Here is a 19,720-nt window from a genome sequence, read left to right on the forward strand (position 1 = left end):
GCCAGGGCGTCGCGGCCAGGAAGTTCTTCGGCACCAGGCGCTGCAGTTGCTGCTGGGCATCGGCGACCGCATCGGGCTGGATCCTGGTGTCCTTGATCTTGCGGGCGGCGGCGGCGTATTCCACCAGCACGCCGGCCGCCAGCCGTGCCACTTCGTTGGCGATCAGGGTGAGCCGGCCGCGGCCCTCGTCCAGCCGCTTCTTGAACTCGGCCTCGGACGTGGGCAGCGGGTCGAGCAGGAAGGCGCGGTCCATCGCCACGTCGAGTATCTGGCCGCGCAGCGCTTCCTGCGTGCCGAGCGGCATGAAGGCGACCGCCATCTTCTGCAGATCGGGCACGTTCTTCTCCAGGTACTTCAGCGCGTCCTTGATCTGCAGCGCGAAGAGCCGGCGCAGACCGGCCCGGTGGCGGGCGGCGGCGACGGCGGGCTCGTCGAAAACCTCGATCCGCACGCTGTCCTGTGCGTCGATCAGCGCGGGGAATCCGACCAGCGTCTGGCCGCCCTTGCGGATCTCCATCAGCTCGGGCAGCGCGCCGAAGGTCCATGCGGTGTAGCGCAGGTCGGCCGGCGCCGCGGCCGGACCGGTCGCGGACCGTGCGGCACCGGGCGCGGGCGCGGGCGCGGGCGCGGGCGATGCTCCGTTTTTAATAGCATTCAGTCGGCTCTCCACGCCGGCCTCGGGCACTTTTTCCTTGGATTTCCCTTCCGCCAGCCGCAGGCCGGCCAGCGCCTGGAAGGCGCCGCGCGCCTGCGCGCCCAGCTCGGCCTTCAGCGCGGCCAGGCTGCGGCCGGCGCCCAGCTGGCGGCCGTGCTCGTCGACCACCCGCAGGTGCATGAACAGGTGGGGGCTCAGCATGTCGGGCTTGAAGTCGGCGCGCTTGACGTCGAGCTGGGTCGTCTCGCGCACCTGTTTCAGCACCGCGTCGGTCAGCGAACCGTGGCCGAACAGCTCGGGCGCGTTCAGCCGCTCCGCGATGCGGGTGGCCGATTCGGGCAGCGGCACCAGCCGGGCGCGGGGCTTCTGCGGCAGGCTCTTGAGCAGCGCCTGGATCTTGTCCTTCAGCATGCCGGGCACCAGCCACTCGGCCCGGTCTTCGCTGACCTGGTTCAGCACGAAGATCGGCACCGCGACGCTCACCCCGTCCTTCGCGTCGCCCGGCGCATGCAGGTAGGTGGCGCTGCAGTCCACGCCGCCCAGCTTGACCGTGCGCGGGAAGGCGCTGCCGGTGATGCCGGCCGCCTCGTGGCGCATCAGCGCGTCGCGGGTCAGCAGCAGCAGCTCGGGGTTGCCGCGGGCGGCCTCGCGGTACCACTGCTCGAATGCGCGGCCGGTGGCGATCTGCTCGGGCACCTGCTTGTCGTAGAAGGCGTAGATGAACTCGTCGTCGACCAGCACGTCCTGCCGGCGCGCCTTGTGCTCCAGCTCCTCCACCTGGCGGATCGTCTTGCGGTTGGCGGCCAGGAAGGGCAGCCTGGTCTCCCACTCCTCGCCGACCAGGGCGGAGCGCAGGAAGATGTCGCGCGCGCCCTGCGGATCGATCCGGCCGAAGGGCATGCGGCGGTTGTTGTAGACCACCAGGCCGTAGAGCGTGGCCCGCTCCAGCGCCACCACCTCGGCCGAGCGCTTTTCCCAGTGCGGATCGAGCAGTTGCTTCTTCAGCAGATGGCCGCCCAGCTCTTCCAGCCACTGCGGCTCGATATTCGCGATGCCGCGGCCGAAGAGGCGCGTCGTCTCGACCAGCTCGGCCGCTACGATCCAGCGGCCCGGCTTCTTGCTCAGGTGCGCGCCGGGATGGCGGTGGAAGCGGATGCCCCGCGCGCCCAGGTAGACGTCTTCTTCCTCGGGCTTGAAGCCGATGTTGCCCAGGAGGCCCGAGAGCAGCGCCTTGTGCAGTTCCTCGTAGCCCGCGGGGTTGCGGTTGAAGACCCACTTCTGGTCGTTGATCACCGTCAGCAGCTGGCTGTGGATGTCGCGCCATTCGCGCACGCGCCGGATGCTGATGAAGTTCTGGCGCAGCAGCTGTTCGTACTGGCGATTGCTGAGCTTCGGACCGCCCCCAGGCTGCCCCACTGCGTGTGGTCCGCCAACCCCCTCGTCGGGGGCGGCACCGGCAGTCCGGCGAAGCCGGTCCTGCGGTGCCCCTGGATCTGCAGCCGCTGGCACGATGTCGGCGCCCACCTGGACAGCCTTGACCGAACGCTGCGCGATCGGCAACGCCGCATGGTTGCGCGGATGCCGTTGCGCCGTTGCGCTCTGCGCGCCCATCTCGCGCCGGGTCATCGCCACCGGCACGCCGCCGCGGGCGTCGCCCAGCCATTTCCACAGACGCAGGTAGCCGCTGAACTCGCTCTTGTCGTCGTCGAACTTGGCATGCGCCTGGTCGGCCTGGGCCTGCAGCTCCATCGGCCGGTCGCGCACGTCCTGCACGCTGAGCGCGCTGGCGATCACCAGCACCTCTTCCAGCGCGCCGCGGTCGCGGCCTTCCAGGATCATGCGGCCGATCCGCGGATCGAGCGGCAGGCGCGAAAGCTGGCGGCCGACCTCGGTCAGGTCGTTGGCCTCGTCCACCGCGCCCAGCTCGGCCAGCAGCTGATAGCCGTCGGCGATCGCGCGGCCCGAGGGCGCCTCCAGGAACGGGAAGCGCGCCACGTCGCCCAGGTGCAGCGACTTCATCCGCAGGATCACGCCCGCCAGCGAGCTGCGCAGGATTTCCGGATCGGTGAAGCGCGGCCGGCCCTCGAAATCCTTCTGGTCGTAGAGGCGGATGCAGATGCCGTTGGCGACCCGGCCACACCGGCCGGCGCGCTGGTTGGCGGCCGCCTGGCTCACCGGCTCGACCAGCAACTGCTCCACCTTGCTGCGGAAGCTGTAGCGCTTGATCCGGGCGGTGCCGGCGTCGATCACGTAGCGCACGCCGGGCACGGTGAGCGATGTCTCGGCAACATTGGTGGCCAGCACGACGCGCCGTCCGGTGTGGCCGTCGAAGATGCGGTCCTGCTCGGCCTGGGACAGCCGGGCGAAGAGCGGCAGCACCTCGGCGCCGCGCATGACCGGCTGGTGGGCCAGGTGCTTGCGCAGGTGATCGGCCGCCTCGCGGATCTCACGCTCGCCGGGCAGGAAGACCAGGATGTCGCCACCCGCGTTGCCCATCCAGAGTTCGTCCACGCCGTCGGCGATCGCTTCGTTCAGACCGTAGTCGCGCGATTCCTCGAACGGTCGATACCGTTGCTCGACGGGAAACGTGCGGCCCGAAACATAGATCACGGGCGCCGGGCCCTTGCTCGACGCGAAGTGCTGCGCGAACCGGTCGGCGTCGATCGTGGCCGAGGTGACGACGATCTTCAGGTCGGGCCGGCGCGGCAGGATCTCGCGCAGGTAGCCCAGCAGGAAGTCGATGTTGAGGCTGCGCTCGTGCGCCTCGTCGATGACGATCGTGTCGTAGGCCTTCAGCAGCGGATCGGTCTGCGTCTCGGCCAGCAGGATGCCGTCGGTCATCAGCTTGACCGAGGCGTCCTTCGACAGCCGGTCCTGGAAGCGCACCCGGAAACCCACCACCTCGCCCAGCGGCGTCTTCAGCTCCTCGGCGATGCGCTTGGCGACCGACGACGCGGCGATCCGGCGTGGCTGGGTGTGGCCGATCAGCCGGCCCTGCCCCGGCGGCTTACCCAGCTTGCCGCGGCCCATCTCGAGCGCGATCTTGGGCAGTTGGGTGGTCTTGCCGGACCCGGTCTCGCCGCAGACGATCACCACCTGGTTCGCCTCCAGGGCTTCGCGGATTTCGGCGCGGCGGGCCGAGACGGGCAGGGATTCGGGGAAGGTAATCGGGATGGAGGTCAGGGTCACCTCCGGATTATCCCCGCCGGGCCGCCGTGCCGCCGCCGGGCCAGCCCATGCCCGTGCGGCGTGCGCGCCGCCAAGCGCCCTACACTCTGGTTTCATACCCCATCCCTGCCCCCCGCACCCGCCCCGCCCCACAGCCGCCCATGTCCGCCGTCTTCAATTTCACCTTCGTGCCCTGGTTCCGCTCGGTGGCGCCCTACATCCACCTGCACCGCGGCAAGACCTTCGTGGTGGCGATCGCGGGCGAGGCGATCGCCGCCGGAAAGCTGCAAACGATCGCGCAGGACATCGCGCTGATCCAGAGCATGGGCGTGAAGATCGTGCTGGTGCACGGCTTCCGGCCGCAGGTCAACGAGCAGCTGCTGGCCAAGGGCCACGCGCCGCAGTATTCGCACGGCATGCGGATCACCGACAGCGTGGCGCTCGACTGCGCGCAGGAGGCCGCCGGCCAGCTGCGCTACGAGATCGAGGCCGCTTTCAGCCAGGGCCTGCCCAACACGCCGATGGCCGGGTCCACGGTGCGGATCATCTCGGGCAACTTCCTCACCGCCCGGCCGGTCGGCATCGTCGACGGGGTCGACTTCAAGCATTCGGGGCTGGTGCGCAAGGTGGACACGGCGGGCATCCTGCGCTCCCTGGATTTCGGCGCGATGGTGCTGCTCTCGCCCTTCGGCTTCTCGCCCACCGGCGAGGCCTTCAACCTCACGATGGAGGAGGTGGCCACCAGCGTCGCGATCGAGCTGCAGGCCGACAAGCTGCTGTTCCTGACCGAGGTGCCGGGCATCCGCGCGCAGCCCGACGCGCCCGAGGGCGACGACAACCCGATCGACACCGAAATGCCGCTGGCCGTGGCCGAGAAGCTGCTGGCCGAACTGCCGCAGCCTCTGCTGCCGACCGATGCCGGCTTCTATCTGCAGCACTGCGTGAAGGCCTGCAAGGCCGGCGTGGAACGCAGCCACATCCTGCCCTTCGCGATCGACGGCGCGCTGCTGCTGGAGGTGTACGTGCACGACGGCATCGGCACGATGGTGATCGACGAAAAACTGGAGAGCTTGCGCGAGGCCACGGCCGACGACGTGGGCGGCATCCTGCAGCTGATCGAACCGTTCGAGAAGGACGGCACCCTGGTCAAGCGCGACCGCACCGAGATCGAGCGCGACGCCGACCACTACACCATCGTCGAGCACGACGGCGTGATCTTCGCCTGCGCGGCGCTCTACCCCTATGCCGAGGCCCGCACCGGCGAGATGGCCGCGTTGACCGTGTCGCCGCAGAGCCAGGGCCAGGGCGACGGCGAAAAGATCCTGCGCCGCATCGAGCAGCGGGCGCGTGCCATGGGCCTCGGCAGCATCTTCGTGCTGACGACCCGTACGATGCACTGGTTCCTGAAGCGCGGCTTCCAGCCGGTCGACCCCGACTGGCTGCCCGAAGCCCGCAAGCGCAAGTACAACTGGGACCGCAAGAGCCAGGTCCTGGTCAAGAAGCTGGTCTAGCGCGTGATAGCCCGTTTGCGGGACACACGCGGGTACGTCGAAGTTCAAAACACGCTCTCGTGCCGACCCCCATCCTGATAAGCGCGACGGGCCAATAGCAGCGCAGGCGGGTGTTGGGGAAACAGGGCACGTCGGGCATCAGAGTGGACTGCGCTCGAACAGGTTCGGGTACTGCGATACGAACTCCTCCTCGGAGCAGAGCATGGCTTCGATATCGGGTACCACTCCATGTTTGAACGGCGGCAGTTCGATGCCATGGGCAGACGCGATGGACCGCGCAGCGAACTCCGCTTTTGCTGCGCTGCCGCGCTGATCCGGTGCGGCACATGCCGCCCACCAGTGCACCCGGGAAATCAACTCAAGCGCTTCATGTTGATTTAGGGGGGGGTTTATAGCTTGCGTATACAACGCTTCCAAGTGTTCTTTGATGACCTGAAGGTACGCCCCATCCGTGTGCGTAATCATATTAGGGTGAGAACGTGCCATAGAGGCTGCAATAGGGTCACGGCGATTGCGGCAGCTTGGCAAGCTCCATAACCTATTATGAAGATCCGATAGATCTGCAGCGGCGCTGACAACTGTCATCGGAATTTCCGTTCCCGATACCGTACCATACTGACGATACACCTTGGTTTCGACACCTCCAAGGTGTTCCCCGCTGAAAATCTCGGTTGCGGCATCAGGGTGCCGCTGCACGCGCTCAATCACTGAATGGTAGGGTGGTCTCAATGACGTGACAAACAGTCGACCCGGTTGACGAACTGACATGAAATCGGTTTTGGCCGGGTCACTGGAAGAAATTCTGGACAGTCGCCATTGTGTTGCTTTTTGCCAGAGTCCATCGAACGTAGAGATGCGGCCAGAAGCAATATCACAAGCCGCACTGCGAGACGCCTTGTAGAAACTTTCGCAATATCGCTTGTTTTCCGGGGTATGGGATTTGTTAGAGATATTCACTCCGGGGGCATCATCCGGCCAGCGCGCGGCGCCAATCAAACTCCTCTCGACTGCGCTGAGTGCAGAATTTTTAACAGGGCCAGGCAGCCCACCTCGGCTGCTGCCACATCTGCTCCCACTACCGCTGCGGGCTTGAAGCCCGGCAAGTTGGCCGCTTGCGGAAGGCATATCGAAATATCGCCTAGGCGTAGAAGAAGTTGACGCTCCATGTTCCGATCCAGATGGAGACTGATGGCGCGGAATGCCGCCGCAGGCGCCAAATAATGTATTTCCCATTTGTCTTCGAGGTTTGAAAAAGACTTGCAGCTTTATCGAATTCATATTTTCTGCTGATCTTCAGGCGAAACAATCATTCGATAAACGAAACAGGGAACCAAGTCCGTAAGGTCTCTGAGCGTTGACGTTGCAAGTTGTTGATCTGACAAACGATACGTTCCAGGCGAATCCTGACGGCGCGCCACATTACGAATGCGCCGAGGTCGCTCCGAAGCTGCGGCACAGACAACACGCGCACGGGTCGCCTGCCACATCGCGCGGTCGCGAGTGCCAACCCGCGGGTCGAGCACCTGCACGCCGGACCGGTCCCGTTATCATGGTCCGCCCATGACCCACCTCCTCGCCGCCGCGCTCTACAGATTCGTTCGATTGTCCGATCACGCCGCCTTGCAGGCGCCCCTGCTTGCCTGCTGCGAACTGCACGGCGTCAAGGGCACGTTGCTGCTGGCCGAGGAAGGTATCAACGGCACCATCGCCGGCCCGCCTGACGGCGTGCGCGCGGTGCTGGCCTGGCTGCGCACCGACCCGCGGCTGGCCGCCCTGCCGCACAAGGAATCGCCCGCCGCGGTGCAGCCCTTCTACCGGATGAAGGTGCGGCTGAAGCGCGAGATCGTCGCGCTGGGCGTCCCGGGGCTGGACGCCGCGGCCGACGCCGGTACCTACGTCGCGCCGGCCGATTGGAACGCATTGATCGACCAGCCCGACGTGGTGGTGGTGGACGTGCGCAACGACTACGAGGTCAAGATCGGCAGCTTCGACGGCGCGATCGACCCGCTGACCAAGAGCTTCTCGGAGCTGCCCGGCTGGGTCGCGCGCGAATCGCAGCCCGGCGGCGTGCTTGCGGGCGACGGCGACGCCAAGCCGCGCGTCGCGATGTTCTGCACCGGTGGCATCCGCTGCGAGAAATCGACCGCCTACCTGCGCAGCCAGGGCTTCGGCGAGGTCTACCACCTCGAAGGCGGCATCCTCAAGTACCTGGAGACGGTGCCTGCGGAAGAGAGCCGCTGGCACGGCGACTGTTTCGTGTTCGACGAACGGGTGTCGGTCGGCCACGGCCTTGTGCAGGGCCACCACACGCTGTGCCGCTCCTGTCGCTGGCCGCTCGGCGATGCGGAGCGGGCATCGCCGCTGTATGTAGAAGGCGTGAGCTGCCCCTACTGCCACGCCACCCGCAGCGAGACAGAGCTGCGAGGCCTGGCCGAGCGGCAGCGCCAGGTGGAACTGGCGCAGCAACGCCGGCAGGCCCACATCGGCGCGCGGATGGCACCGCCGCCGGAGCCGTCGCAGCACTCCGACGAACCGGGTTAGGCGCGCACGCTGCGGCGCGTGAGCAGCAACAGCAGCACGACGGCGAAGACCACGAAGCAGACGAAGGACCAGTTGGCGATCGAGCCGCCGAGGAAGGTCCAGTCGATCGCGGTGCAGTCGCCGCTGCCCTTGAAGATCATCGGGATCGCGCGCTTCAGCGGGAAGGTCTCGATCATCCCGTAGAGGTCGCGGCTGCACGAGGCGAACTCGGGCGGGTACCACTGCAGGAAGCTCTGGCGGGCCGCGACGAAGGCACCGGCGCCGGCCATCAGCAGCGCGAGGAAAGCCAGCGCCTTGCGGCCGCCCGGGCTGCGCAATGCGGCGCCGACGGCGCAGAACACGCCCACCAGGATCAGCGCATACCGCTGCACGATGCACATCGGACAGGGCTCGAGCCCCACCACATGCTGCAAGTACATGCCGAAGGCGAGCATCGCCACGCACAGCACCGCGATGCCGCCCAACACCCGGCGCGGGTGCGTTTCAAATAAGGTCCACAAGATTTAAGCCCTCCAAGAGCGTGTAATTGTCAGGCTCTTTGGGAGGGCTTTCGCGCTTTGGTTCCGGGCCGCTGCGCAACAGGGCGAGCCGGTGCCTGCAGGCTACTGCGCACCTTCGACGAAAACCCGTGCGCGGCGTGGCGTCAGCACCAGCGTATCGCCGTCCTTCAGCGCCATGGCGCGGAACTGGTCTGCCGATATCTGCGCCTCGATCAGTGCGTCCTTGCCGTCGTTGGCGACCTGCGGCTCGGTGGCGACCAGTTCCAGCCGCGCGATCGGGCCGACGACGATCGACCGCTCCAGCACCGCGACGATGCCGCGCCGCTGGCCCGCCGCGTCGCGGTCGGAACCGGGCGTGTAACGCTGCACGTCGAGGTCGTGCGGCCGCACATAGGCGAAGGCCGCGGCGTCCAGCACGCCGGCATGCTCGGGCGCCTCCAGGCGGATGCCCTCGACATGCACCGCGCCCTGGTCGGCCCGGCCGTGGAACAGGTTCACGTCGCCCAGGAAGCCATAGACGAAGGGGCTGGCCGGACGGTCCCAGACCTCCTGCGGCGAGCCGCTCTGCTCGACCTTGCCCTTGTTCATCAGCACCACCCGGTCGGCCACCTCCAGCGCCTCTTCCTGGTCGTGGGTCACGAAGATGCTGGTGACGTGCAGCTCGTCGTGCAGCCGGCGCAGCCAACGGCGCAGTTCCTTGCGCACCTTGGCATCGAGCGCGCCGAAGGGCTCGTCGAGCAGCAGCACCTTCGGCTCCACCGCCAGCGCACGCGCCAGCGCGATCCGCTGGCGCTGGCCGCCGGAGAGCTGCGACGGGTAGCGGTCGGCCAGCCAGTCGAGCTGCACCAGGTTCAGGAGCGAATGCACCTTCTCCTCGATCTGCGCCTCGCTCGGCCGCAGCTTGCGCGGCTTGACCCGCAGGCCGAAGGCGACGTTCTCGAACACCGTCATGTGGCGGAACAGCGCGTAGTGCTGGAACACGAAGCCCACCTGCCGCTCCCGCACATGCACGTCGGTGGTGTCTTCGCCGGCGAACAGGATGCTGCCGGCGTCGGCCGCCTCCAGGCCCGCGATGATGCGCAGCAGCGTGGTCTTGCCGCAGCCAGAAGGGCCGAGCAAGGCGATCAGCTCGCCCGAGTCGATGTCGAGGCTGACGTCCTGCAGCGCCTGGAAATTGCCGAACTGCTTGCTGACGTTGCGAATTTCGATGCTCATGGTTCTTCTTCTGGGAGGTGGGCCGTTCAGCGCGGCACAGCAGGCGTGCCGACGACCGAGGCGGCGAGGCCTGCCGACAGCGGCGGCTCGGGCGACAGCTCACCGGCCGAGGCACGCTCGCGCTCGTGGCGCCATTCGATCCACGACTTGATCGCCAGCGTGACCAGGGCCAGCAGCGCGAGCAGCGACGCGACCGCGAAGGCCGCCACCGACTGGTACTCGTTGTAGAGGATCTCGACGTGCAGCGGCACCGTGTTGGTCTGGCCGCGGATATGGCCCGAGACCACCGACACCGCGCCGAACTCGCCCATCGCCCGCGCGTTGCACAGGATCACGCCGTACAGCAGGCCCCACTTGATGTTGGGCAGCGTGACCTTATAGAAAGTCTGCCAGCCGGTCGCCCCGAGCACGATGGCGGCCTGCTCCTCGTCGGTGCCCTGCGCCTGCATCAGCGGGATCAGCTCCCGCGCGATGAACGGGAAGGTCACGAAGACCGTCGCCAGCACGATGCCCGGCACCGCGAAGATGATCTTGATGTCGTGCGCCGACAGCCAGTCACCGAACCACCCCTGCGAACCGAAGACCAGCACGTACATCAGGCCCGCCACCACCGGCGATACCGAGAACGGCAGGTCGACCAGCGTGGTGAGGAAGGCCTTGCCGGGAAAGTCGTACTTGGCGATCGCCCAGGCCGCGGACACGCCGAAGACCAGGTTCAACGGCACCGCGATCGCCGCGGTGACCAGGGTGAGCTTGATCGCCGACCAGGCGTCGGGCTCGCGCAGCCCTTCCAGGTAGGCGCCGAAGCCCTTGCGCAGCGCCTCGGTGAACACCGCTGCCAGCGGCAGCACCAGGAACAGCAACAGGAACACCATCGCGATGCCGATCAGGGCGCGGCGCACCCAGGGCGACTCAGTGGTGCCCGCGCGCACCCGCGACACGTTGGTTCGTCCGGCAACGCTCATGACGAAGTCTCCGTGCTGCGCACTGCGATGCGAGCCCGCTTCGGAACGGCCGTGCGCGGGTATTTCCAATTCTCCGTGCTGCGCACTGCGATGCGAGCCCGCTTCGGAACGGCCGTGCGCGGGCTCATGTCGGCATCCCCGCGCGCTTGCGCTGCCAGGACTGCAGGCCGTTGATGACCAGCAGCAGCACGAAGGAGATGACCAGCATCACCACCGCGACGGCGGTGGCGCCGGCGTAGTCGTACTGCTCCAGCTTGCCGATGATGATCAGCGGCGTGATTTCGGAAATCATGGGCATGTTGCCTGCGATGAAGATGACGGAGCCGTATTCGCCGATGGCCCGCGCGAAGGCCATCGCGAAGCCGGTCAGCAGCGCGGGCGCGATCGCCGGGAAGATCACCTTGGTGAAGGTCTGCAGCCGGGTGGCGCCGAGGCTGGTGGCTGCCTCTTCCAGTTCCTGCTCGGTGTCTTCCAGCACCGGCTGCACCGTGCGCACCACGAACGGCAGGCCGATGAAGATCAGCGCGATCACCACGCCCGCCGGCGTGAACGCCAGCTTGATGCCCATCGGCTCCAGGTACCGGCCGATCCAGCCGTTGCCCGCCAGGATGGCGGTGAGCGAGATGCCGGCGACGGCGGTGGGCAGCGCGAACGGCAGGTCCACCAGCGCGTCGACGATCTTCTTGCCGGGGAACTTGTAGCGCACCAGCACCCAGGCCAGCAGCAGGCCGAAGACCAGATTGACCAACGCCGCGAACAACGAGGCCCCGAACGTAAGCCGGTACGAGGCCAGCACCCGCGGCGAGGTGACCGCCGCCCAGAACTGCTCGCCGGTGAGGCTGAAGCTGCGCAGCACCAGCGCCGACAGCGGCACCAGCACGACGATGCCGAGGTAGAAGACGGTGTAGCCCAGCGTCAGGCCGAAGCCGGGCAACACCCGCTTGGCGCCCCTTCGGCACCCCGGCACCGCGGGCTGCGGCACCGCCGTGGCAGCAGCCGACATTCAGCGGCCGACGGTGTAGAGCTTGTCGAACTGGCCGCCGTCGTTGAAGTGCACCTTCTGCGCTTCACCCAGGCTGCCGAAGACTTCCTGCACGGTGAAGAGCTGCACCGGCTTGAACACGTCGGCATGCTTCTTCAGCACCGCGGCCGAGCGGGGACGCAGCGCATGCTTGGCGGCGATCTCCTGGCCCTCTTCGGAGTACAGCCAGTCGAGGTAGGACTTGGCCAGCTCGGCGGTGCCCTTCTTGGCGACGGTGCGCTCCACCACCGCCACCGGGTTCTCGGCCACGATGCTGGTCGACGGATACACCGCATCGACCTTGCCCTCGCCGAACTCGCGGTTGATCGAGACCACCTCGGATTCGAAGGTGATCAGCACGTCGCCGATGTTGCGCTGCAGAAAGGTCGTGGTCGCGTCGCGGCCGCCCTTGCCGAGCACCGGCACGTTCTTGTAGATCTTCGAGACGAAGTCGGCCGCCTGCGCGTCGGTGCCGCCCTTCTTCTTGACCGAGCCCCAGGCGGCCAGGTACGCATAGCGGCCGTTGCCGCCGGTCTTGGGGTTGACCACGACCACCTGCACTCCGGGCTTGGTCAGATCATCCCAGTCGCGGATGTTCTTGGGGTTGCCGTTGCGCACCAGGAACAGCATGGTCGAGGTGGTGGGCGACGCGTTGTCGGGGAAGCGCTTGGCCCAGTCTTTGGCCACCACGCCGCGCTCGGCCAGGAAGTCGATATCGGTGCTGGTGTTCATCGTGACCACGTCGGCATCCAGGCCGTCGGCCACCGCGCGGGCCTGCGCGCTGGAGCCGCCGTGGGCCTGGTCGATCTTCACGTCCTTGCCTGTCGTCTTCTTGGTATGCGCGACGAAGGCCGCGTTGTAGTCCTTGTAGAACTCGCGTGCCACGTCGTAGGACGCGTTGAGCAGCGTCGTCTGGGCAGAGGTGGTTCCGCCGACGGCGAGCGCGGCGGCGGCAAGGGCGATCTTGAGGCGGGAGGTCATGCGGATTCCGTGGTGTAGGGTGAAGGAGGAACGGAAGAGCTGGAAGACGGAAGTCGAACGGAGGGATTGTCGCGTGCCGCGGCGGGCGCCTCGAAACCGAGCGAAAGCGCGCCGGTCAGCGACTGCAGCAGCGCCAGGCCCAGCGGCCAGTCGCCGTGGCCGGATTCGAGGTTGAGGTGGCCGGCGTTCCGCAGCCGCACGAACTCGCTCTCCCAGGCCCGGGCATAGGCGCCGGCCAGCCGGATCGGACAGTACGGGTCGTTGCTGCTGGCCACCACCACGCTGCGGTAGGGCAGTCGCGCGTGCGGCACCGGCGCGAAGTCGCTCAGCACCGCGCGGCGCTCCGGGTCGGCCGGGGCCACCAGCAGGGCACCGACGATGCGCGACTGCGCCTCCTCGCCCAGATGGCTGGTGGCGATGCAGCCCAGGCTGTGCGCGGCGATCACCACCGGCAGCGGCGACGCGAGCACGGTCCGCTCCAGCGAGGCGACCCAGGCGTCGCGCCGCGGCGTCATCCAGTCGTCCTGCTGGACACGCACCGCGCCGGGCAGCCGCTCGGCCCAGAGGCTTTGCCAGTGGCCGGGCGCGGAGTCGCGCCAGCCCGGCACGATGACGATGCGCGTGGTGCCGCCAGCGCCTGCGGGCCGGGATGCCGCCATGCTCACTTGTTGGGCTGGGGCGTCAGGCGCAGATAGGGCCGCACCGCGTCGAAGCCCTTGGGAAAGCGCTGCGCCAGCTCGGCCGGGTCCTGCAGGCTGGGCAGGATCACGACGTCGTCGCCGTCCCGCCAGTCGGCCGGCGTCGCGACCTTGTGGCTGTCGGTGAGCTGCAGCGAGTCGACGACCCGCAGGATCTCGTCGAAATTCCGGCCGGTGCTGGCCGGGTAGGTCAGCGTGGTGCGCACCACGTGCTTCGGGTCGATGATGAACACGCTGCGCACGGTGGCGTTGGCCAGCGCGTTGGGGTGGATCATGTCGTAGAGGGTGGCGACCTTCTTGTCGGCATCGGCCAGGATCGGGAAATCGACCGTGGTCTTCTGCGTGTCGTTGATGTCGGGCACCCATTTGCCGTGCGATTCGAGCGTGTCGACGCTCACCGCGATCGGCTTCACGCCGCGCTTGGCGAACTCGCCCGACAGCGCCGCGGTGCGGCCCAGTTCGGTGGTGCAGACCGGGGTGAAATCGGCCGGGTGCGAGAACAGCACCACCCAGGAGCCGGCGGCCCAGTCGTGGAAGTGGATCGGGCCGGCGGTGGAATCTTGGGTGAAGTCGGGTGCGGTGTCGCCGAGTCTGAGGGTTGCCATGTGCGCTCCGGATGGGTGTGGAAACGTATTCTGCGGACGACGACATCGGACCCGAACAAATATCTGCTTGTATCTATATGACGTTTTCCATATAAGAGGGGCAGCTTCGAAAGTGAGGCACAACGGCAGGCCCACAGACTACTGCAGCGCCCGCGCGGTCCTGGTAGTGGGGCTACAACAAAGACATGTTTGATCTGGTACGCCAGTTTTGGCCCAAATGCACAAACCTGTAGGGCTAAACGCCAGGCACAACTCGTTGCCATCGCCGATGATGAGATCAACGGCCGGCCGCGCAAGGGCCTGGGCCTGGGCCTGGGCCTGGGCCTGGGCATACTAGCTCCGCAGGCTGTCTATCGTAAGCCGCTCATCAACAGTTCTCGGCATTCCACCCTCGTCCATGAAACTCCGGGTGTTGTGCTTCACTTTTGAGCCCGCCCTTGGCTATGGAATACATATTCCAGGGGCAAGGCCCAAGAATAGTTTTGATCTATTCGCTTTTTGGTTTTAAGATCGACACCGGGCTGTGTGGTCGGCTAGGCGGACACAAGCGAGCGAGCTGCCTCTTATTTAATAGATTGAATAATTAGATTTATCTTTTAGGGATTAGATTCATGATCAAGAATTTTTCTGGGTTTTTAAAATATTTTTCGTTATTTCATCGATGGTGGGTGGAAATTCTTTTGCAGCGGTTTATGGAGTGCCGACCGCGTACACACTATACAACTCTCTAGTACCACCGGACCCGAACCCTAACAATGTTTGCAATGCCGTCGCCGCGGCGTATGGCGGACATGCAACGGGATTGAGTTTAATCACGCCCCCTTTTACTTACTTTTGCAGTTTTACCTACTCAAACAACAACTCCGTCATTGCCATCTTTCCAGAGGGCTATACTTGCCCAGCCAACAGCTCCTACTCTGGCGGAGGTGGTCTATGCAGTTGCAATACTGGATTCTACGATGCAGGCGGCAGTTGCAAAAAGTACGAGAAGACTGTCAGCTTAGACGGCGATAAAATAACGAGGGCGATGCCAATCGGGCCGCCGGTCATCGTGACGGCCACCGTGGCTGAGTACGATGCGCCAGCTGCACATGCATCTGTTTCTATATTTCTAAAAAAAGATGGAAATATAGAGAGTTCCTATGCCGGAGTAACCGATGGACAAGGGAAATTTCAATTCAAGTATGTTCCACCCCAAGTTCCAACAAAAATAGTCCTAGAGTCCCTTTGCGGCGGATGCACCAATATCAGCACAAACACTATCGAGGTACTGGCCAATCAAATTTGCGATGCCAATTCACCACCGCTGGAAAATCCCATCCAGATTGCCACGGGCGAAAAACTCGAAGCCGATAGTGATTGGATTGATCGCTCTCCGCATCCACTCAGTTTTGGGCGCTTTTATTATGGTTTCGGTGACTTGGCTGCTGCGAGAATGGGCGGAAAGTGGGCGCACCAATACTATGGAAAGCTGGAGCTGGATGCGGCCAAAAAACGAGCGACCATCAGACTTGGCGAAAGGCCCCCGGTGGTTTTCACAAGATCCGACGACTCTGGTTCGTGGATCAACATAGCCGGTCGGGAATCGTTGACGGAAAGTTTGGAAATCGTCGAAAACGGTGCCAAATGGCTATTAAAGATACCCCAGAAAGAATGGCAATTTTCTGCAGACGGAAAACTTATTTACATCGTCGATATACCTGGCAAATGTCGAATGAAGCTGTATTATGACGGCGAGTTTATAGCGAAAGTTGAAAATGAATTTGGAAGAAGTATTAATTTTTCTTACGGAGCCTCTGGACTTCTGGAAGGAGTAGTCTTTCCTGATGGAACTACATCACGATACGAATACGACGACCAGTCTAGACTGGTCAAAGTTGTACAAACCGACGGAACTATAAAACGCTATAAATACGACGATGCCAACCATCCATCTCTTATGACTGGAAAAGTCGATGAGAATTCTTTGGATTACGCGAAATTCGAGTACGATTATTTCGGGCGCGCCATCCGCAGCGAGCATGCCGGCGGTGCCCATTTAATATCAGCATCCTATACAAGTTTGGCGAGCGGAGCCGGGAGGTTGATAGGTCTTGCCGAAAATTCTTTGCCCGAAGAACATAAACTTGCAGCACGAGTTCAAGATGCGTTAGGGATGTCAAGAAACTATGAGTGGTTTGGGGGCGACTCGATATATCTTTCTTCGTTGAGCGCAACCAATGGTATTTCTTCATTAGGGAGCCGCAATTTTGATACGGACGGCTTGCCCCAGTCCGAACATGATTTTCTCGGCACAGGTACAACGTATACTTGGGATTTCAACCGCCGCCTGCCGCTGGCGACAACCCGCGCTGCAGGACGACCAGAGGCGGCGACCGTCGCGATTCAATGGCATCCTACATTTGACCTCCCGGCGCTCATCACCCAAGCAGGTCGAACGACGGCATTCACTTACGATGCTTCGGGCCGCAAGCTGAGTGAGTCCGTAACCGACATGGGAACGGGCCAGTCTGCTACTCAATCATGGAGTTATAACGATGCCGGCTTGGTCTCTATGGCAATCACCGCAAATGGTGCGGCGACTGGGTATACCTATGACATTGCGGGCAACCTGGATCAAAGTACTGACCCTCTCGGCCGCATCACCCTTTACGAGCACGACGCGGCGGGCCGCATGACCCGGCAGACCGACCCGACCGGCACGGCGAGCATCTACACCTACGATCCACGCGGTCGCCTGCTCACCCAGAGCCGCGGCGGCCTGCAGATCACCAGTATCTACACTCCTACGGGGTTGGTCAGTCGGATAGTTTCCGCAGCGGGTTATGCCGTCGATTTCACTTATGACGACGCGCACCGCCTGACCGGCTGGAACGACAACCGGGGGGCGAGCGGCAGTTACACGCTCGATGGCATGGGCAACCGCACCGCCGAAAAAACGCGCGATGCGCGGAACCAAGTCATCTGGCAAGCAACTCGCACGATCAATTACCTGAACAGCGTCGTTTACGAGCGGCACGGCGATGACCAAGGCATCAGTTATACCTACGATGCCAACGGCGAGCGCATCTCGGAGACGAACGCATTGGGCCAGACGACGCGGTACGGGCTGGACGGCCTGCGCCGGGTGCAGCAGGTCACCGACAGCCTGAACGCGCAGGCGATGCTGGCCTACGACCCGCGCGACAACGTGGTGGCCGCATCCGACTTCAAGGGCGTCTCCACCGCTTACACCCGCGACGCGCTGGGCAGTGCCACGCAGGAGCGCAGTGCCGATACCGGCGCCCTCGCCACGACCTACGACGCGCTGGGGCTGCCGCGGAAGATCGTCGATGCGCTGGGGCGCGCGACCGAGATCACCCGGGATGTGCTGGGCCGCCCGACCCGGATCCAGTATGCGGACGGCAGCGCCAGCGTGCTGCGCTACGACCTGGCCGGCGCTGACTATGCCGAGGCCGATTCACCGAACGCGTGCGTCGGATTCCTCGGCGAGTTGCAGGACCCGGGGGTGACCACCCGATACCGGCGCGATGCGCTGGGCCGGGTGACGCGCAAGCAGCAGGTCCTGGCCGACGGTGCGAACCGCAGCGTGGCTTATGGCTATGGGGCGGCGGGCGCCCCCGGGGCCGGACGGATCGCGAGCATCACCTACCCTTCCGGCGGGGTGCTGGGCTATGTCTACGATGCGACCGGTCAATTGGCGGGGCTGAGCTTGAACGGCACGCCGCTGGTGAGTGACCTGGCCTGGAACCCGCTGGGTCAACCCACGGGCTGGCAATGGCCGTTCGTCAATGGGGGCACCAGCAGCAGCAGCGGCGGTCTGGCGGCGAGCCGCCGCTACGACACGGCCGGCCAGCTGGTGCAGTACGAGCTGGGCAGCTATACCTGGGATGCCGCCGGGCGGGTGGCCAGCCTGACGCAGGAATTGATGCTGCCGACGGCCGGCGGGGTGGCGCCGACGGTCTTCTCCACGGGCTTCACCTACGACGGCGCGGGCCGGATCGTGGGCATGGCGCACGAGCCGCGGACGGTGGCCAGTCTGCCCAGCGAGGTGCCGCTGTCCGCGGTGGTAGGGCCGCAGCAGGTCGGCATGGCCTACGACGCCAACGGCAACCGGCAGAGCGTGGTGTACACCCAGGGTGCGTCGGACAGCGGGCTGACGCTGCAGCGCACCTACACCGTGGCGCCGGACAGCAACCGGCCGACGGGGTATGCGCAGACGCTGCGCATGGGCACGGGCGATCCGACGGTGACGCAGGTGCCGTTCGTCTACGACGCCACAGGGTCGATCACGCAAGCGGGGCGGGATGTGTGGGGTTATGGGGCGGATGGGCGGCTGCGGAGTGTGGAGCGCAGCGGCGGCACCAGTAGCACCGACACCATGGCCCGGGCCACCTATCTGCACAATGCGCTGGGCCAGCGGGTGCTGAAGACGAACGGACTGCAGACACCGGCGGTGCGTACGGAGACGGTGTATGCGGAGGGGCCGTTCGAGGGGAGTACGGTGCTGGGGCAGTATCGGAACTCTGCCGACGGTTCCACGAGCGGCACGGGGACGACGGAGTTCATCTATCTGCCGACGGCCGGCGGGCCGATGCCTATCGCCGCCGTCATGGACGGACGGCTGTACGCGGTGCACAGTGACCATCTGAATACGCCGAGACGGCTGACGCGCGACGATGGGCTGGTCACCTGGCAGTGGGTGACGACCGCCTTCGGGGAGGTGCCGCCGAGTACGAGTGCGACGGAGTTCGTGCAGGATGCGGCGGTGGCGTCTTCGGGGGTGGCGCCCTCTTCTTCCGCAGCAACCCCGTTCGCCTTCGATCTGCGCTATCCGGGGCAGGTGGCGGATGAGGAGTCGGGGTTGTTCTATAACCTCAATCGGAGCTACCACCCGCTAGCGGGGCGGTATACGCAAAACGATCCGATCGGGTTGGAGGGGGGGGTGGAATCGGTATGGGTATGTGGGGGGGGAATCCTCTCAGTGGAATTGACCCATTTGGGTTGGATACTGTGGTTCTAATTGGGGGCGGGACAAGTGGAAACCCATTTGGGCATGCGGCAATTGGATTTACTGGACAAGGCGTATACAGCTACGGAACTGGGACACCTTTGGGAGGTAGTCTTACAGATTATCTTAACTCTCAGGCCCAATACCGGGATTCAACGGCCTACGTTCTGAAAACGACTCCTGAGCAAGAGGCACAAATGCTAAACGAGATATTGAAGTACCGTAAGACTCCGCTGCCTGACCCGCGCAAAGACCCTTGGGGAGCTGCGAATGACACATGCGCCACTCGAACTCAGAATGCGCTTGAGGCGGGTGGGATAAATTCCATTTTGGCTCCTTACACCAGTCCATTCCCTTCGTACATTGGTGGTATCGCAGCTCGTAATGCAACGTCAACCATATCCATTTCAAGAGGATCTGGTGTTACCAGCGGGTTATCTTCTTTTAATAAGCGGTAGTTGCAATGTTTAAAATAGTTTTAATAATCGCACTGCTTTTTATGGGTGGGTGCGACAAGGTGGCACCGAACAACGATCTAGTCAATAAATCGGAATATTCAGTTCTGCAGCACTATGAGTATGAATTAAGAAATACTCAGCACGACAAGACCTATATGGCATTTAATAACGCACTAGGTACCAAATTAACTGTCTTGGCGTTTCCAATAAAAAATAAACCGACAGGGTATGTTGTAATTCTCGCCAATTCGAAAAGCACGCCCACAGTTAAAACCATGACTGAATCGGAATTTCTAGTAACAAAAGAAGCGTATATTGCGCTCAAAAAAGAATTAAATCTCTCAAATGAAGTTGACAACTTTATTGCTGAACGAGTGCAATAAATCTTGGA

14 protein-coding genes are annotated in these 19,720 nt (G+C 64.1%); 5 read left to right on the plus strand and 9 right to left on the minus strand.

Going from position 1 to position 19,720, the window contains the following annotated elements; genetic code table 11:
* A partial coding sequence (gene hrpA, locus DFQ15_RS01450) for an ATP-dependent RNA helicase HrpA (RefSeq protein WP_110464515.1) occupies window positions 1-3,940 on the minus strand: 3,940 nt, incomplete at its 3' end.
* Window positions 3,941-3,984: 44 nt separating this feature from the next.
* On the opposite strand from hrpA, the gene argA reads away from it, so the two are divergent.
* Complete coding sequence (gene argA, locus DFQ15_RS01455) at window positions 3,985-5,334, plus strand: amino-acid N-acetyltransferase (protein WP_110464270.1); 1,350 nt, start codon at window positions 3,985-3,987, stop codon at window positions 5,332-5,334.
* A 138-nt stretch (window positions 5,335-5,472) separates the two neighbouring features.
* Here the strand turns inward: argA and xopAH are convergent, their stop codons facing one another.
* Entirely contained in the window at window positions 5,473-6,612 is a 1,140-nt protein-coding gene (xopAH, locus tag DFQ15_RS01460; RefSeq protein WP_199399792.1) for a XopAH/AvrB family type III secretion system effector, read from the minus strand.
* Between the two features lie 282 nt (window positions 6,613-6,894).
* Here xopAH and trhO point away from each other — a divergent pair, with 282 nt between their 5' ends.
* Complete coding sequence (gene trhO, locus DFQ15_RS01465; RefSeq protein WP_110464272.1) at window positions 6,895-7,875, plus strand: oxygen-dependent tRNA uridine(34) hydroxylase TrhO; 981 nt, start codon at window positions 6,895-6,897, stop codon at window positions 7,873-7,875.
* Here trhO and DFQ15_RS01470 read toward each other — a convergent pair.
* The 7 genes from DFQ15_RS01470 to DFQ15_RS01500 all read right to left on the minus strand — a co-directional run bounded on the left by DFQ15_RS01470 (window position 7,872) and on the right by DFQ15_RS01500 (window position 13,860).
* Entirely contained in the window at window positions 7,872-8,378 is a 507-nt protein-coding gene (locus DFQ15_RS01470; protein ID WP_110464273.1) for a disulfide bond formation protein B, read from the minus strand. The genes trhO and DFQ15_RS01470 overlap by 4 nt on opposite strands.
* Before the next feature lie 99 nt (window positions 8,379-8,477).
* Window positions 8,478-9,590, minus strand: coding sequence for a sulfate/molybdate ABC transporter ATP-binding protein (locus DFQ15_RS01475; protein ID WP_110464274.1), 1,113 nt, complete (start codon window positions 9,588-9,590; stop codon window positions 8,478-8,480).
* Window positions 9,591-9,616: 26 nt separating this feature from the next.
* Window positions 9,617-10,555, minus strand: coding sequence for a sulfate ABC transporter permease subunit CysW (cysW, locus tag DFQ15_RS01480; RefSeq protein ID WP_110464275.1), 939 nt, complete (start codon window positions 10,553-10,555; stop codon window positions 9,617-9,619).
* Window positions 10,556-10,679: 124 nt separating this feature from the next.
* Entirely contained in the window at window positions 10,680-11,558 is an 879-nt protein-coding gene (cysT, locus tag DFQ15_RS01485; protein ID WP_110464276.1) for a sulfate ABC transporter permease subunit CysT, read from the minus strand.
* Window positions 11,559-12,557, minus strand: a complete 999-nt coding sequence (locus DFQ15_RS01490) for a sulfate ABC transporter substrate-binding protein (protein WP_110464277.1) — start codon at window positions 12,555-12,557, stop codon at window positions 11,559-11,561.
* A complete protein-coding gene (locus DFQ15_RS01495) occupies window positions 12,554-13,216 on the minus strand; it encodes an RBBP9/YdeN family alpha/beta hydrolase (RefSeq protein WP_110464278.1) in 663 nt (220 codons plus the stop codon). The genes DFQ15_RS01490 and DFQ15_RS01495 overlap by 4 nt, the downstream gene beginning before the upstream one ends.
* A gap of 2 nt (window positions 13,217-13,218) precedes the next feature.
* The gene (locus tag DFQ15_RS01500; protein WP_110464279.1) at window positions 13,219-13,860 is read right to left on the minus strand and encodes a peroxiredoxin; all 642 of its coding nucleotides are present in this window, start codon (window positions 13,858-13,860) and stop codon (window positions 13,219-13,221) included.
* Between the two features lie 189 nt (window positions 13,861-14,049).
* Between DFQ15_RS01500 and DFQ15_RS16900 the strand changes: the two genes are divergently transcribed.
* The 3 genes from DFQ15_RS16900 (at window position 14,050) to DFQ15_RS16905 (ending at window position 19,712) form a co-directional block, all read left to right on the plus strand.
* Window positions 14,050-14,289: a hypothetical protein gene (locus DFQ15_RS16900; RefSeq protein WP_146228615.1), complete on the plus strand. Its 240-nt coding sequence runs from the start codon at window positions 14,050-14,052 to the stop codon at window positions 14,287-14,289.
* Window positions 14,290-14,911: 622 nt separating this feature from the next.
* Window positions 14,912-18,883, plus strand: a complete 3,972-nt coding sequence (locus tag DFQ15_RS01505; RefSeq protein ID WP_158528989.1) for an RHS repeat-associated core domain-containing protein — start codon at window positions 14,912-14,914, stop codon at window positions 18,881-18,883.
* A gap of 451 nt (window positions 18,884-19,334) precedes the next feature.
* On the plus strand, window positions 19,335-19,712 hold the full coding sequence (locus DFQ15_RS16905) for a hypothetical protein (RefSeq protein ID WP_146228616.1): 378 nt from the start codon (window positions 19,335-19,337) through the stop codon (window positions 19,710-19,712).
* Window positions 19,713-19,720 lie beyond the last annotated feature (8 nt).

Source organism: Xylophilus ampelinus (genome assembly GCF_003217575.1).
Classification (GTDB): Bacteria; Pseudomonadota; Gammaproteobacteria; order Burkholderiales; family Burkholderiaceae_C; genus Xylophilus; species Xylophilus ampelinus.